Source organism: Shinella kummerowiae, from assembly GCF_009827055.1.
Classification (GTDB): Bacteria; Pseudomonadota; Alphaproteobacteria; order Rhizobiales; family Rhizobiaceae; genus Shinella; species Shinella kummerowiae.
This window is the reverse complement of sequence record NZ_WUMK01000001.1, coordinates 628,328-641,662: the sequence shown is the minus strand read 5'-3', so window position 1 is coordinate 641,662 and position 13,335 is coordinate 628,328. Positions and strand designations below refer to the sequence as shown.

General features: G+C 59.2%; 18 protein-coding genes. 11 read left to right on the top strand and 7 right to left on the bottom strand.

Annotated elements, in window-relative coordinates; genetic code table 11:
• The first annotated feature begins 96 nt into the window (after positions 1-96).
• From GR138_RS02975 to GR138_RS02965, 3 genes are all read left to right on the top strand, one after another.
• Positions 97-873, top strand: a complete 777-nt coding sequence (locus GR138_RS02975) for an NYN domain-containing protein (RefSeq protein WP_160857109.1) — start codon at positions 97-99, stop codon at positions 871-873.
• A gap of 103 nt (positions 874-976) precedes the next feature.
• Positions 977-3,358 carry a hypothetical protein gene (locus GR138_RS02970; RefSeq protein ID WP_160857108.1) on the top strand — a complete coding sequence of 794 codons (2,382 nt, stop codon included), beginning with the start codon at positions 977-979 and terminating at the stop codon, positions 3,356-3,358.
• Positions 3,359-3,394: 36 nt separating this feature from the next.
• Positions 3,395-4,423, top strand: coding sequence for a COG3904 family protein (locus tag GR138_RS02965; RefSeq protein ID WP_160857107.1), 1,029 nt, complete (start codon positions 3,395-3,397; stop codon positions 4,421-4,423).
• A 27-nt stretch (positions 4,424-4,450) separates the two neighbouring features.
• On the opposite strand, the gene GR138_RS02960 is transcribed toward GR138_RS02965, so the two are convergent.
• The 3 genes from GR138_RS02960 to GR138_RS02950 all read right to left on the bottom strand — a co-directional run bounded on the left by GR138_RS02960 (position 4,451) and on the right by GR138_RS02950 (position 5,467).
• Positions 4,451-4,783 (bottom strand): hypothetical protein, encoded by a 333-nt coding sequence (locus tag GR138_RS02960; protein ID WP_160857106.1) that lies wholly within the window; start codon positions 4,781-4,783, stop codon positions 4,451-4,453.
• Positions 4,784-5,070: 287 nt separating this feature from the next.
• Positions 5,071-5,265, bottom strand: coding sequence for a hypothetical protein (locus GR138_RS30495; protein ID WP_160857105.1), 195 nt, complete (start codon positions 5,263-5,265; stop codon positions 5,071-5,073).
• On the bottom strand, positions 5,258-5,467 hold the full coding sequence (locus tag GR138_RS02950; RefSeq protein WP_202402476.1) for a hypothetical protein: 210 nt from the start codon (positions 5,465-5,467) through the stop codon (positions 5,258-5,260). Before GR138_RS02950 ends, GR138_RS30495 begins: the two co-directional genes overlap by 8 nt.
• Positions 5,468-5,739: 272 nt before the next feature.
• Here GR138_RS02950 and GR138_RS02945 point away from each other — a divergent pair, with 272 nt between their 5' ends.
• From GR138_RS02945 to GR138_RS02930, 4 genes are read left to right on the top strand one after another with little or no spacing between them, the layout of a single operon-like run.
• Positions 5,740-6,903, top strand: coding sequence for a zinc-dependent alcohol dehydrogenase (locus tag GR138_RS02945; protein WP_160857104.1), 1,164 nt, complete (start codon positions 5,740-5,742; stop codon positions 6,901-6,903).
• 44 nt (positions 6,904-6,947) lie between these two features.
• Positions 6,948-7,517 carry a type 1 glutamine amidotransferase domain-containing protein gene (locus GR138_RS02940; RefSeq protein ID WP_160857103.1) on the top strand — a complete coding sequence of 190 codons (570 nt, stop codon included), beginning with the start codon at positions 6,948-6,950 and terminating at the stop codon, positions 7,515-7,517.
• Positions 7,518-7,565: 48 nt separating this feature from the next.
• Positions 7,566-7,808 carry a DUF2934 domain-containing protein gene (locus tag GR138_RS02935; protein WP_160857102.1) on the top strand — a complete coding sequence of 81 codons (243 nt, stop codon included), beginning with the start codon at positions 7,566-7,568 and terminating at the stop codon, positions 7,806-7,808.
• 13 nt (positions 7,809-7,821) lie between these two features.
• Positions 7,822-8,031, top strand: coding sequence for a hypervirulence associated TUDOR domain-containing protein (locus tag GR138_RS02930; protein ID WP_160857101.1), 210 nt, complete (start codon positions 7,822-7,824; stop codon positions 8,029-8,031).
• 68 nt (positions 8,032-8,099) lie between these two features.
• Here GR138_RS02930 and GR138_RS02925 read toward each other — a convergent pair whose 3' ends face one another.
• Genes GR138_RS02925 through ku (GR138_RS02915) form a run of 3 tightly spaced genes read right to left on the bottom strand, consistent with a single transcriptional unit; the run spans position 8,100 to position 10,097 of the window.
• Positions 8,100-8,366 (bottom strand): hypothetical protein, encoded by a 267-nt coding sequence (locus tag GR138_RS02925; protein ID WP_160857100.1) that lies wholly within the window; start codon positions 8,364-8,366, stop codon positions 8,100-8,102.
• Between the two features lies 1 nt (position 8,367).
• Positions 8,368-9,180, bottom strand: a complete 813-nt coding sequence (gene ku, locus GR138_RS02920) for a non-homologous end joining protein Ku (RefSeq protein WP_160857099.1) — start codon at positions 9,178-9,180, stop codon at positions 8,368-8,370.
• Between the two features lie 11 nt (positions 9,181-9,191).
• Positions 9,192-10,097, bottom strand: coding sequence for a non-homologous end joining protein Ku (gene ku, locus GR138_RS02915; protein WP_160857098.1), 906 nt, complete (start codon positions 10,095-10,097; stop codon positions 9,192-9,194).
• Between the two features lie 272 nt (positions 10,098-10,369).
• Here ku (GR138_RS02915) and GR138_RS02910 point away from each other — a divergent pair, with 272 nt between their 5' ends.
• The 3 genes from GR138_RS02910 to GR138_RS02900 all read left to right on the top strand — a co-directional run bounded on the left by GR138_RS02910 (position 10,370) and on the right by GR138_RS02900 (position 12,342).
• Positions 10,370-10,846: a DUF3833 family protein gene (locus GR138_RS02910; protein WP_160857097.1), complete on the top strand. Its 477-nt coding sequence runs from the start codon at positions 10,370-10,372 to the stop codon at positions 10,844-10,846.
• 86 nt (positions 10,847-10,932) lie between these two features.
• The gene (locus tag GR138_RS02905; RefSeq protein ID WP_160857096.1) at positions 10,933-11,382 is read left to right on the top strand and encodes a DUF892 family protein; all 450 of its coding nucleotides are present in this window, start codon (positions 10,933-10,935) and stop codon (positions 11,380-11,382) included.
• A gap of 150 nt (positions 11,383-11,532) precedes the next feature.
• Positions 11,533-12,342: an alpha/beta hydrolase gene (locus tag GR138_RS02900; RefSeq protein ID WP_246200260.1), complete on the top strand. Its 810-nt coding sequence runs from the start codon at positions 11,533-11,535 to the stop codon at positions 12,340-12,342.
• A 102-nt stretch (positions 12,343-12,444) separates the two neighbouring features.
• Here GR138_RS02900 and GR138_RS02895 read toward each other — a convergent pair whose 3' ends face one another.
• Positions 12,445-12,891, bottom strand: a complete 447-nt coding sequence (locus GR138_RS02895; RefSeq protein WP_160857095.1) for an acetyltransferase — start codon at positions 12,889-12,891, stop codon at positions 12,445-12,447.
• 14 nt (positions 12,892-12,905) lie between these two features.
• On the opposite strand from GR138_RS02895, the gene GR138_RS02890 reads away from it, so the two are divergent.
• Positions 12,906-13,058: a hypothetical protein gene (locus tag GR138_RS02890; RefSeq protein ID WP_160857094.1), complete on the top strand. Its 153-nt coding sequence runs from the start codon at positions 12,906-12,908 to the stop codon at positions 13,056-13,058.
• Positions 13,059-13,335: the final 277 nt, after the last annotated feature.

The following is a 13,335-nucleotide window of genomic DNA, read 5'->3' as shown; positions in this document are numbered from 1 at the left end:
TATGCGCGTGGCCCTGCATCAGGCCCAAGCCATCGCCGAAGCTATCGGCGCACCAGCTTCCGGGTTACGCTGTGTTGTAACCTTGGAGACCCGCATATGACAGCAGACACACTCGCGCTTTTGATCGACGGTGACAACGCGTCACCGAAAGTCATTTCCGGACTTCTGGCGGAGATCGCCACCTACGGGACTGCCAGCGTCAAGCGAATTTACGGGGACTGGACGAAGCCGAACCTCAACGGCTGGAAGGAATGCCTGCTCGAGCATTCTATCCAACCCGTCCAACAGTTCGCTTACACATCTGGGAAGAACGCCACCGACGGCGCGATGATCATCGATGCCATGGACCTGCTTTACACGGGCCGCTTCTCTGGCTTCTGCATCGTGTCCAGCGACAGCGACTTCGCGAGACTGGCCGCACGTATCCGGGAGCAGGGAGTGACAGTCTACGGCTTCGGCGAGCGCAAAACGCCGAGACCGTTCATCACTGCGTGCGACAAGTTCGTCTATGTCGATGTTCTTGGGGAAGATAGAGCCGAGCCACCTCCGGAAAAGGCGGTATCCACGCCGAAGACGGTAAAGCCGGAGGCGGACAAGGGCACGGCATCGCAGGGCGTAGCCGCAAGCGGCAAGCTGGACAAGGCTGCCTTGTCCATGCTCCGCAAGGCGGTGGAAGCATCGGCGGATGACGATGGCCGAGCCCACCTCGCGCGGGTCGGGGCACATCTGTCGAAGCAGTCGGCCGATTTCGATGCCAGAAACTACGGATACGCGAGGCTCAGCGATCTGGCGGAGGCTTCCGGCATACTCGAGGTGGAACGTGTCGGTGGGCAGAACAAGGTCGTGACCGTGAAGCTGAAGAACGGCCGATAACACGATCCGTTCGGACAGGATAAGGCTACGACAACTCTCGGAAATCATTAGACAACCCGGAAGCAATCCGGCATGAAAATGCGGGTGCTTGAGGGAGAAAGAATTGTACGTACCGCCATGGACGATTTTCGCGGGTCTCGGGGCGCTTGATCGCCGCGAACTGTGCAATCTCATCGCAAGCTTCGAGGCCACAACGCTGTTGTCCATGTCCATGGACCGCGTCAGCGATATGTTGTCCCGTTTTCAGAAGAGTGCCGAGTCGTCAGATGCCACGGCTTTCGCCCGCCGGCTAAAGCTCGCCGCCGACGAACTGTATACGTCCGATACCTCAGACCGCGCGCTGCGGATTCGCCTGTGGATCAGGATCGCGGAGGCTCTCGACCTCGACACCACCCTTCCATTGTCTTCAAGACGGGCCAACTCGGTTGGCGCGGGTGTGGCACACAAAGCATCGTCGGTCATGTCCGTTCCTGTCGCCGACGACAGCGAGAATGCATCGCAGACGGGCATCCAGAAAGCCTGGCAGGCAGTGAAGGCGCTGCGCGGTCGATCCCACCAGGATTTCGCCTCCCTGGTCGCCGATCAGGCGCAACTCGTCGCCAAGGCAGTTGCCGAGGCGGCGACATCAGGTGAAATTCCGGAAGAACTGGCGAGCGCACTCGGACAGCGCGTCCGTGACCATATTCGAAGCCTGCCGCCCGAACTGCGGGATGACGCCATGCGCGATGCCCTGACGGCAGGAGATCGGGCGGCCTTTACCGTTCTCGCGACAGGGACCGCGGCGTTTTCCATCGGCATGGGCGTGAACCTGGCCGGGTTCAGTGCCTACATCCTCGCCGCCCAGGCGTCGGCGTTTATCCCGTTCATGAGCGGGCCAGCCGTGGTTTCGACGCTCTTCATGCTCGCGAACCCGCTTTTCAGTATCCCGGCTGTCCTCGGCATCGGGTACCTGGCGAACAGCTACGTGAACGGCGGGCAGGCTGCCAAGCTCGCCGCTATCGTCTCGGTCCAGTTGTCCCTTCGTGGTCTGTCGGCAGAACGGGATGGTCTTGCAGTCGTATTGAACGATTTCCGGACCGCGGCCAGAGCCGACCTGGCGTCGGTGTCCTCGTCTACTATGGCCGAAAACATGCTTCGCAACGCGGCCATCGCAAAGGCAACGGGAGGGCGGTTGCCAAATGCGCTCGGCGACCTGAAGACCGGTGCGCTCGCCTCCGAGCGGCAGAGCGATCTGCTTGCGGGCGTACTTTCGAAGAACCGAGGCGATGCGCTGGAAGTGGCTGCTGTGACCGCTCTGTCGGCAGGTGACATGCTCTACAACGCTGTGTCCATCGATCCGATGGTTCTCGCGGCGGCCGATTTCTCGAGATCGGAAGACCTCGGAGACATCTTCAAGTTCGGTGTGTTTGCCGAGCGCGTCGGATCGATGAGCGAGGCCGCTGCGGCGGGAGCCGGCAATAACCTGCGCGGTTATGTCTCCGAACAGTTGGTGGCGGCCCGTCTTTCGGAAGTCGGCCACGTGGTCAGTTTTCCGGAGACGTCGAACAATGCGGGTTTTGATCTCCTCGTAGACGGTGTCCCGTTTCAGGTGAAATGCCTGCAGAGCCTTGACGGTCTGCGAACGCATTTCTCCAAGTATCCCGACATGCCTGTGTACGCCAATGCCGAATTGGCCGAGGCGGTGATCAACAGCGGAGAGGAATGGGCGAAACTCGTCTTCTATGTCGATGGCTTTGATCGCGAGATCGCCGACCTCGTCATGACAACCTCACTCGAAGCCGCCGAGGCGTTGGGCGACCTGAATGTCCCGTTCTTTGCCATGGCGGTTTCTTCGGCTCGAAACCTCCATAGCGTCTGGCGCGGCCGCATGCCCCTGTCGGACCTGCCGTTTTCGGTCGTGATGGATGCCAGCTTAAAAGGTGGACTTTCGGCCATTGGCGCGCTGTCGGGCAAGGCTATCGGCCTGATGGCGTTCGGCCCGGCTGGAGCGCTGGTCCTGAGTGGTGTCGGGGGTGTCAGTGCACTGGTCGGCGCGGGCTGGACGAGAGAGCAGGCAACGCGATTGCTGTCTTCCGACTGGCTTGCCGACCTCGATGCGTCCACCGAGCGGTTCCGTGCCGAGCTCCTGGCGGTGGTTCAGGCCAAGATCGCGATGCTCGAGGCGAAGAAATCCCGCGTTCCCGGCACGCTTCCCGAGATCAACGACTGGATCGACGCGCGCTTCGCGGACGACATCGTATCTCTTGGTGAAGTCACGTACGATATCGAGATGGTAATTCCGTCGTTGAGTCAGCCAGCGAAGGCACGAGCTTGCCTAGCTGCCATGGATGCGGCCAAGGTTCACCCCCTTGCCGTCGAGACAGAGTTGACGGGGCTTCTCGAGGTTCTCGGGTCGGAGCCTTCGAAAACTACGGCAGTGGGTAAAAAGGTATCGGAAGGTTGGTCGTCATTGAGATCGAAATTGCCCACTGGCTGGAATCTGTGATCGCGCGTACGAACCGCGACAACGAAGGGGAAAAGCTTGCGTTTATCGATTTCCAGCAAGCTTGGCATCGTCATTGTGGCCAGCGCACTCGTATCATTCCTACCTTTGCCAGTGCGGGCGCAGGCGGTTGCTCCGGTATCATTGAGCGTAGACGGTTCCACGGCATGTATTGACGGCGAGATCACCCCGGCGGTTGCGGCCGATTTCGCGGCTCTCGCAGGTCGCACGGGTTTGAAGTCCGTCAGTTTGAACAGTCCCGGAGGACGGGTCTTTCCCGCTCTGGAGATAGCGCGGGCGATTAAAGCCGCCGGCCTGAACACCATCGTGCCGTCGGGTAGCGAATGTCATTCGGCGTGTGCGTTCATATTCCTGGCTGGCCGTGAAAGGATCGCGCAGGGAAAGCTCGGGGTTCACCAGGTGTCCGGAGTTGATGACCCCTCCCTCACGCAAACCGCCATCGGCCGCATCTACGAGGACCTCGTTACGTTCAATGCGCCGAGCTATCTTGTCTCCCGAATGCTCCGCACGCCGCCCGGAGATATGTACGTCTTCACTCCCGAGGAACTGGAACGAAACTCGATCAATATCCGAGACGCTAGCAAGGCTCAGTCCGTCCCCCACTTGCTTCCCGTCGAGACGTGGTTGCGTCAGAGCTGGCTCGTCGGCGTCTTCGTGAATACGCACACAAGGCAGCCCTTTATCGCCCTCGAGAGCAACACCATGATGCCGTTGTTGCGTATCGCCCACTATCCGCAGCGATCACAGACGTTCGTCGAGATCATGGTGCCCGAGGGCAGTATTTCAGGGACCTCGACACAGCTTGAGTTGCGCTTCGCCCACGGAAATGATGACCCCTTCAGCCTGTTTGTAAATGCGGACATCGAAACAAACGCCTATGCGTTCGATTTCCCGACTGACCCGGTCGCGATCCAGAAATTTTGGGCAGCCTTCGCAACCGGAACACAGTTGACCGTGTTGAATAGCTTCGGTGTCGAGATCGGTCGCTACAGTCTTGCGGGTTCGCGCAGGGCGCTGGAGGATTTCTTCAAGGTAGCGCTGCGGTGAGAGGCCGATGAAGTCTCTGTCGTTTTCCTAGTCTTTGTCGGCGTGCCGCCAGTAGTGATCGATGATGTGCTGCCCGTTGTTCACGATACGCTGGCCGACTTCGGGATCGCCGCCCTTCAGCGTGTCAGGATCACCGCCACACAGGCGCACGAACAGAACCTGTTGGGTTGCGAACGTGAAGTAGTCGCGACTGGTCGGCTCGAACTCGAGGCCCGCTTTCGCGAAACCTTCCGCCACCTCGGCGGCTGCGTCGTCGATGGCGTTGAAGACCTTGTCGAGCATCGCGCGCTCGGCGGCCCCCTTGATTTCCAGGTATTTGCGCTGTTCCGGTGTCGGGATCGCACAGGTGTTCTCGGTCATGTTAGCACGCTACTTCCCACCCAGTTCGGACTCTGCGCGCCTCACGTCGAGCCACCGTCTCCTCGGCCAATTCTTCGGACTGCCGGCACCCCGGGTTTGAATGGCTCGACCCGCGCCATAATCGCCATGCTTTCCATCGGCGGATTTCGATCTAGCTGGTTTCCGTTTCACCCGGTTTTCACGTTATGTGGATCGCAAACCGAGCCCGTTTCGATTTCAACGCAACCGCCTGCCTGGGGCCACTAAGCGGAACTGTTCCGACCGCCTTGTGCTTCCCAAATTCCTCGTCACGAAAGATCAGAGGCCGTCTCGTCAAATCCGACGTCCCAGTCTTTCTCCCGCTTCTTGCCAGGTGGCGTTCTGTTGACCGTCGCATCTTCCGATCCAGTTACGACGGTCGGCTTGGCACTCGCAACGCCATCGGCTTTTGGGTCCGCTTGTGACTGAGCGAACGCGCCCTTGTCAGGCTCCATCCTACCCATCGTCGTGGTTCTTGGTTTTAAAGGCATCCGAAGGGCGATTTCGCTCGGGCGACTTGTTGGTTTCACCGACTGCATCTTTCTCGATGTCCGGATCGTCCTTCGCAGGAAGGTACCCTCGCGGCCGAGTTTCTTCAGGCCCCTCCCATCTCGGTGATTGATCCGTCGTTCCGGGCGCGCCATCGCGCGGCTTATCCATACCCATGTCGAAGCTCCCGTGTTTGACCTCCACCCATAACCCAACCTCTCCACCAATGTTCCCCGCCACGCTGGCCTTCCGTTCGGTAGCGCACCGAGTGCGAGCCAAGAAGTTCCCTTGGAACATTATGGGTGCGCCACGGTTGAGTGGGTTGGAGACACCCCTCGCGCACCTCCAGACTCTGCACTCTGTCCCGGCCTTTGCAGGGGAGGAGCGCGATGTTGGGCTCTGACGCGGCGTCCGGTCGTAGACAACCAAAAGAAGGCGAGGAGACGAATATGAAGGCTTTGACCTGGCACGGCAGCGGCGACATCCGCTGCGAGGAAGTCGCGGACCCCATTATCCAGGACGACCGAGACGCGATTATCAAAGTGACAAGCTGTGCGATCTGCGGTTCCGACCTTCATCTTTACGGGGGCTTCGTCCCGGGAATGCACCATGGCGATGTCATGGGTCACGAGACGATGGGCGAAGTCGTTGAAGTCGGTCGTGGCAATTCGAAACTAAAGGTCGGCGACCGTGTCGTGGTACCGTTTACAATCTCCTGTGGCGAATGCCGCCAATGCCAATGGGGTCATTATTCTCTGTGCGAACGGTCTAATCCGAATGGGGCCGAACAGGCCAAGCAGATCGGATATCCAACGGCGGGTTTGTTCGGGTACTCCGAACTCTACGGCCGCTTTCCCGGTGGTCAGGCCCAGTATCTCCGTGTGCCCTATGCCGATGTCGGCCCGATCAAGGTGCCGGACGGTCTCAGCGACGAGCAGGTCCTCTTCCTTTCGGACATCTTCCCGACAGGGTACATGGCGGCGGAAAACTGCGATATCCAGCGCGGACAGACGGTCGCCGTTTTCGGCTGCGGCCCCGTCGGCCTTTTCGCGATCAAGTCCGCCTTCCTCCTTGGAGCCGAGCGCGTCATCGCGATCGACACCGTTCCCGAACGGCTCGACCTCGCCCGTCAGTCCGGCGCTGAGACACTCGATTACGCTGACGAGGACCTTCAACAACGCATCCTCGATATCACGGGCGGCAAGGGCCCAGATGCTGTCATCGAAGCGGTCGGCCTGGAAAGCCATGGTGCTGGCGGTATCATGGAGTCGCTGCAATCCACGCTGACCTCTACCGAGCGTCCGTACGCGCTTAGCCAAGCGATCATGGTATGCCGTCCCGGCGGAACGGTATCGTTACCCGGGGTGTTCATCGGCCCGGCTGTCCCGACGCCGCTTGGTGCTTTCGTCGGCAAGGGGCTTACCCTCAAGACCGGTCAAACGCACGTCCAGCGCTACCTGGAGCCGCTCATGAAGTTGATCGTCGAGGGAAAGATCGATCCCTCGTTCCTTATCACTCACAGGATCGGCCTCGAAGAAGGCCCGGAAGCTTACAAGACCTTCCGGGATAAGTCAGACGGCTGCGTGAAAGTGGTGATCCGGCCCAACGGTTGATCAAGCAGGTCGTTAATTAACGCATCGACAACATGGAGAACGGAATGACACTCGAAGGCAAGAAGATCGCGATCCTGATCGCACCGCGTGGGACGGAAGAGCCGGAATTTACAAGGCCTAAAAAGGCAGTGGAAGCCGCCGGAGCGTCGGTGACGGTGATCGGACTAAAGGAAGGTGAAGCCCGCACCAATAACAGCGACCTCGATCCCGGTGGCAGCTATACGGTCGATCGGCTGGTGAGCGAAGTTTCAGCCAGCGACTTCGATGGCCTGGTAATCCCCGGTGGCTGTGTTGGAGCAGACAAGCTCCGAGCCGACGCGGACACGGTGTCCCTCGTCAAATCCTTCTTTGAGCAGGCAAAGCCCGTCGGCGTGATCTGTCATGGACCTTGGTTGCTGGTGGAAGCCGATGTTCTCCAAGGCCGGACGGTGACGTCCTATCCCACCGTCCGCAAGGATATCGAGAATGCGGGCGGCACATGGGTAGACGAGGAAGTCGTCTGTGATCAGGGGCTCGTCACAAGCCGCAATCCCGACGATCTCCCGGCATTCTGCGCGAAGATCGTCGAAGAATTCGGGGAAGGAATGCATCCAGAGCAGGCACGGAGCGCTTGAGAGCTGATGCGTGACTTAACGTCCATCCACACGAGAGGAGTTTGAACGATGGGAGACAGAGAACAGCAGCGTCGCGAACGCGCCTATAAAATCTGGGAAGACGAAGGGCGTCCGGAGGGCGCGCATGAGGAGCACTGGCGGCGCGCCGAGGAACAGGGCGAGCTAAGTGAGCAGCAGTCCGAAGACGTCACGAAGGTGAACCAGAAAGCGGACAACGTGTTCAAGAAGGACGGTAAGACCGCTCAGAGCGCGTCCGACATCAGGCCGCCATCAACTATCAGCCCGGATTGAAGGGGACGCGAACGTGAACACGAATTTGAAAAAGGGCGATCGGGTCACTTGGGAAACAAGCCAGGGCCGGACGGAAGGTAAGGTCGTGAAAAAGCAGACCTTGGATACCGAAATCAAGGGTCATAAGGTTAAAGCGTCAAAGGCTGATCCACAGATCATCGTCGAGAGTTCCAAGTCGGGCAAAAGGGGTGCACATCGGCCTGAAGCCCTCGACAGAACATAGCTCGTAGTTGTTCACGGCGCGCAGGGTCATCGGATGTGGACGGGCTAAGAGATCGCCACGCGATCATGTCAATGTCGCGTATCCATGATCGGCTCGTCATCGTCGAAGTTGCCATTGCTTGCGGCATCGTATGCGTTGGCACTTCGCCCGCCTCCGCGCGTGCCGAATGCCGTAAGCTGTACCAACATCGTCCGGGCGCGATCAACGACGCTTTCGGCATCGAGCTCCTGAGCGGCGGCCACGGTCACGCATACCTCGTCACCATCGTCGCTGATAAAACGAACTGTCCACCTGTCGATGGCGTCTCTGGAAACGGTGGTGTCGGTCAGGTGCATATCAGCCTGCCTTCCTGCTCTTCTTGAGGTCCGCGGCGAGCGATTTCCGCAGGGCGTCCATGATGTTGACGACGTTCGAGGCGGGTTCAGGATCGCTTTTCCGAGCCTTGGTTTTCGGGGGCTTTTTCAAGGCCTTCTTCTTCTCCGCGATGAGTTTGAGAAGGCTCTCCTGTATGGGGTCGCCCACCATATCCGGTGTCCAGCGCTCCATCTTCTGCTTGATCAGCTTCTGGACCAAAGGCACCAGGTCGGGATCGGCCTCGTCGTCGATGCCGTCGAAGTAGTTCTCTTCAGGACGAACTTCGTCGCCGAACCTGAGCGACCAGAGCACGATCCCGTCATCGCGCGGTTCGAGGATCACGGCACGTTCGCGACGGCCGATGACGAGCTTCGACACTCCGACGACCTTGTCGGACTTCATCGCGTCCCTGATAACTGCAAACGCTTCGTTCCCGACCGCGTCGTCCGGCATCAGGTAGTGGGGCTTTTCGAGATAGACCCACTCGATACTGTCGGCGGGAACGAATTTATCGATATCTATGGTTTTCACGGTATCGAGAGCGACCGAGTCCAGATCGTCTTCGGTTAGGATGACGTAGTCATTCTCGCCGCGGGCATATCCCTTCGCTTCGTTCTCGTCCTTGACCATCTTGCCAGTGACGGAGTCGACATACTGGGAGACAACCCGGTTGCCCGTCTCCTTGTTAAGCGTGTGAAAGCGGACCTTCTCTGACTCTGACGTGGCCGGGGTCATGTTGACCGGGCAGGTGACAAGAGAAAGCTTGAGGTAGCCTTTCCAGTAGGGGCGGGGCATCGCTCAACCTCCTACGCCGACTTGCGCTGCGGGGCGGCCTTCGAAGAGGCGGTCTTCGTGGCCGCCCCGCGCGCCGCACGCTGCCTGCCAGCACCTTTGTTGGCATTGGCGGCGATGCGTTTCGGCTTGTCGTCCGACTTGGCGGAAATGCCCGCGCTTTCGCGTAGCGCGGCCAGAAGGTCGGACGGCTTGGATACCTCCACCCTCTTTCTTTTCGGCGGGGCCTTTCCTTCGATCTTCGCTTTGACGAGCTCCTCGAGTGCGTTCTCGTATCGATCGTCGAAAGCCGCGGGATCGAACTCACCTTTCTTAGTGGAGATGATGTGTTTTGCCAGATCGAGCATCTCGCCCTCGATCTTGATCTTGGGCATGTCTTCGAAGGCTTTCTTCGACGAGCGCACCTCGTAGTCGTAGTTCAGGGTGGTCGCGATCAAACCCTTGCCGTGCGCCCTAATCAGGACCGTGCGCACGCGGCGGAACAAAACTGTGCGGGCGATGGCAGCTACCTTGGATTTCCGCATACCGTCCCTGAGCGCCGCGAAGGCGTCGGAACCCATTCGGTCCGGAGCAAGGTAATAGGGCTTGTCGAAGTAGACATCGTCGACGTCGGCGCAGGGGATGAAAGCATCGACCTCGAGCGTCTTGTTGCTCTCCGGGATCGTCGCGGCCACCTCCTCGGGGTCGATCATGATGTACTGGCCGTTCTCGATCTCGAAGCCTTTTGCCTGCGCTTCTTTCGGGACTGGCTCTTCGGTTTCGCTATCTATGAAAACGCGGTTGACCCGGTTCCCGGTGGCCTTGTTGATGGTGTTAAAAGTCAACCTGTCCGACGTCGAGGCCGCCGTGTAGAGCGCGACCCCGAAGGAAACCTCGCCGAATTTCATGAACCCTTTCCACTGCGCTCTCTGCCCTGCCATGACGCAAAACTCCGACTCGACTGATTCGCGACTCAATCGTTACGGGGCCGATTCGTTCCGACTCGAAACGATTCTGTTTTCAGTGGTTTAGGGACACAGGGGCACCTCTGCCTCAACGGGTGTCAGGCCTGAGTTCCTGCTCGGCACTGGTTGGTTGACAGCCGCTGGCAAACGCCGCCCCCACGGTATCCGCGCGAAAAGCTAAGTTACAACGGCTGGAACACGATGCGGATTTCAAGGTTCATTATCCATCCCAACGATGGAGGCCTCTAGTGAACATTGACGATTTCGCCGAACAACGCCCGCTCTTCGTGCTGGAGAATTTCTTCTCGGGTTCGCTGCGGGGGTGGGGGATCACGCTCAGTCGCATGGGCAGCCTTCAGAACCGTTTCACGATCGAGGCCGAAGGCCGATACGAGGCGTCTGCCAATACTCTGTCGCTCAAGGAGACATACGCGTTCGAAGATGGCCACCGCGACATCCTCACGTGGACCATCATCAACCGCGGGGACGGCAATTATGAAGGGCGCGAGACGCTGATCGACGGAACCGCCCAAGGCAGGCAAAGCGGCAACGCGTTTCAGTGGAAATATCATCGAGAGGTGCCCGATGCCAACGGTTCGAAGACGAAGTTCGGCTTCAACGATTGGTTCTTTCTCCACGACGAGAACCACATGACGGCCCATGCTTCGTTGACCAAGCTTGGCATCGAGTTTGCAACGATCCAGGCCTTCTACGAACGGCACTGAGCTGCGAGCCTCCGATCGGCCTGACGCGGGAACTTATCGCGGCCGCCTCGGTTTGCGTCCTGCCATTCCAAAACGAGGAGTATTCAATGGTTACCATGGTCGGAAACGAATCCACGATCGACAAGCTTGTCACGAACCTCATCTATCTCGAACACGACGCCATCGCCGCGTACGAATCCGTGATCGAGCGTCTCGACGACAAACAGCTCAGCGCGCATGTCTCCACCTTCCGTGACGACCACCTCCAGCATCTTCAGGTTCTCAACGAAATGGCACGCGAAATCGGCACGGACGCGCCGACCGAGGGCGACATGAAGCAGATGCTGACCACGGGCAAGATCGCGCTGGCGGACCTGTTCGGGGACTCGGCGATCCTGAAAGCGATGAAGACGAACGAAGACGATACTGTCACGGCATACGAGCGGGCCTCCCGGCACGAGGATGCCATCCCGCAGTCGAAGGCCTTCTTCCTGAAGGCATTGCACGACGAGCAGCGTCATCGCGAGTGGTTCGAGACGACGGCGAAAGCGTTGTGATCTTGAAATCGAGCAATCGAGTTCTCATCTAGGGCTCACACCCCGATTGATAACCACCTGCTGTGACGATGCCGTCGCGCGTTCGTGGCTGTCCGGGTCCGAAGGGCGCTCCCCTTGATCGGGTCGAGCGCCCTTCGCGTGTCCAGGCGAATGACAGACCTGCCGCCAGTTGCGGCCTCTTTCAGGGATATCAAGTTGAAGTCGAGATCACGGAATTTCCTAAAATCCGCCATCGCACTTGTGATGGCCGTGACATCGCTGTCCCATCCTATGAAAGCCGTGGCATCGGAACGCACTGATGTTGCCGCTGGCCGCCGTGTTCAGGGAAGTAATGCCGACGTCAATGGTGCAGCGTCGGAGTCCCGGCAAGCCCGCCGTCTGGTGATATTCTTCCACGGTATACGCGGGCGCGGCTCCGTTATAGCTGCGATCGGAGAGTCATGGAAAGCAACGTTACGCGAGACGGAATTCGTGTCTCCCGACGCTCCGTTCGCCCATCGGTCCGGCGGACGGCAATGGTTCACTGTCGATAACCAGGTCCTCCGTCCGGATCGCATCAAAGCCGCGCGTCGTGCTTTCGACGAGCTGGTCAGCGACATCATCCAGCGTGAAGGGTTTCAGAACGACCTGCAGAACGTCGCGTTTGTCGGCGTTTCGCAGGGGGCGATCATGGCACTCGACGCCGTCACCTCGGGACGGTGGAAAGTCGGCGCGCTCGTAAGCTTCGCTGGCCTCATGCCGTTGCCCCCAACATCGATTTCATCCGACACATCGGTCTTGCTAATACATGGGGGAGCCGACGGGACTATACCATCGACGGCATCCGTGGCGGCAAGCGGACAGCTTAAATCCGCTGGCTACGATGTCACGCTCAAAATCTTCCCGAACGTCGGCCATACGATCTCGTCGGAGCAGGCGCGGGAAGCGGCCAGCTTTCTGAAGAATCGGCTTTACGGCTAACCAACTGGCACACCGAGCGGCCGATGCCCAACCAGGAGAGCTGGCGGGTCGCGTTTCTGATCACCGCCCATTGGCAGCTTCAAGTCATCACCTTTGGATTTATCAGGATTTCCAGCGCAGGTTGACGATGGGGTAGGGGCGACCCGCATCGTCAAGACTGGAACGCCCAGTCGTTCTGAAACCTTTGGACTCGTAGAATTTGCAGGCCTGCGGGTTCTGTTCGTTGACGTCGACCGTGACGTTGTCTCTCTCCGCCCTGAAATCTTCGAGAAGCATGCTTCCGATCCCCTTTCCGCGGCTGTCTGCGTGGACAAAGAGAGCATCTATATGGTCGCCCGTTGCAGCAAGAAATCCATGCGCGATGTCGCTATCGTCCACAGCAACGGTAAGCTCAGCGTTTGGAAGGAACTTGTCACGTACCAAGTCAGCGATCGCCGCCCTGTCCTCGTCCGAAAGGAAGTCGTGGGTTGCCTCGACTGCTGTTTGCCAAATCTCGAAGTTGCGTTGGAGATCGGCGACGCGTGATGCCCGGGTGATGTAGGTTGCCATTGAGAAGGTATCCGATGTTCGCCGTCGATTACCCAAACCCGACACGTGCGGTCAAGCGGGGTGTGATGGCCCTATTTTACGAGAGCCGTCACCCGCGCCTGGCATTTGTCGCCGTCTTCGGCGCTCATTTTATCGCAAGCGCCGACAAGGCAACGGCGGAGGCGTGACAGGGTGATACTCGCACGATAGCGCTTTACAACATCCTTTCGGTCCAGCTCGCCGTACATGCGGCAACACTTGCATTCGACCGCGATAACCGCACCCTTCAGGGTCCTGAGCGTTGGATTACCCTGCACGCATATGCCCGCCGCTGAGGAAACTGCAGTCTACTTTGGTCCGGTGTCGTGCGTTTGCGGCGAGCGGCGCAGTGGCGGGGTCACTGGCGACGACTTTATCTTGATCCGTCGTCCGAGCGGCTTCCATCCGCCCGCGTCGAGAGCTTCG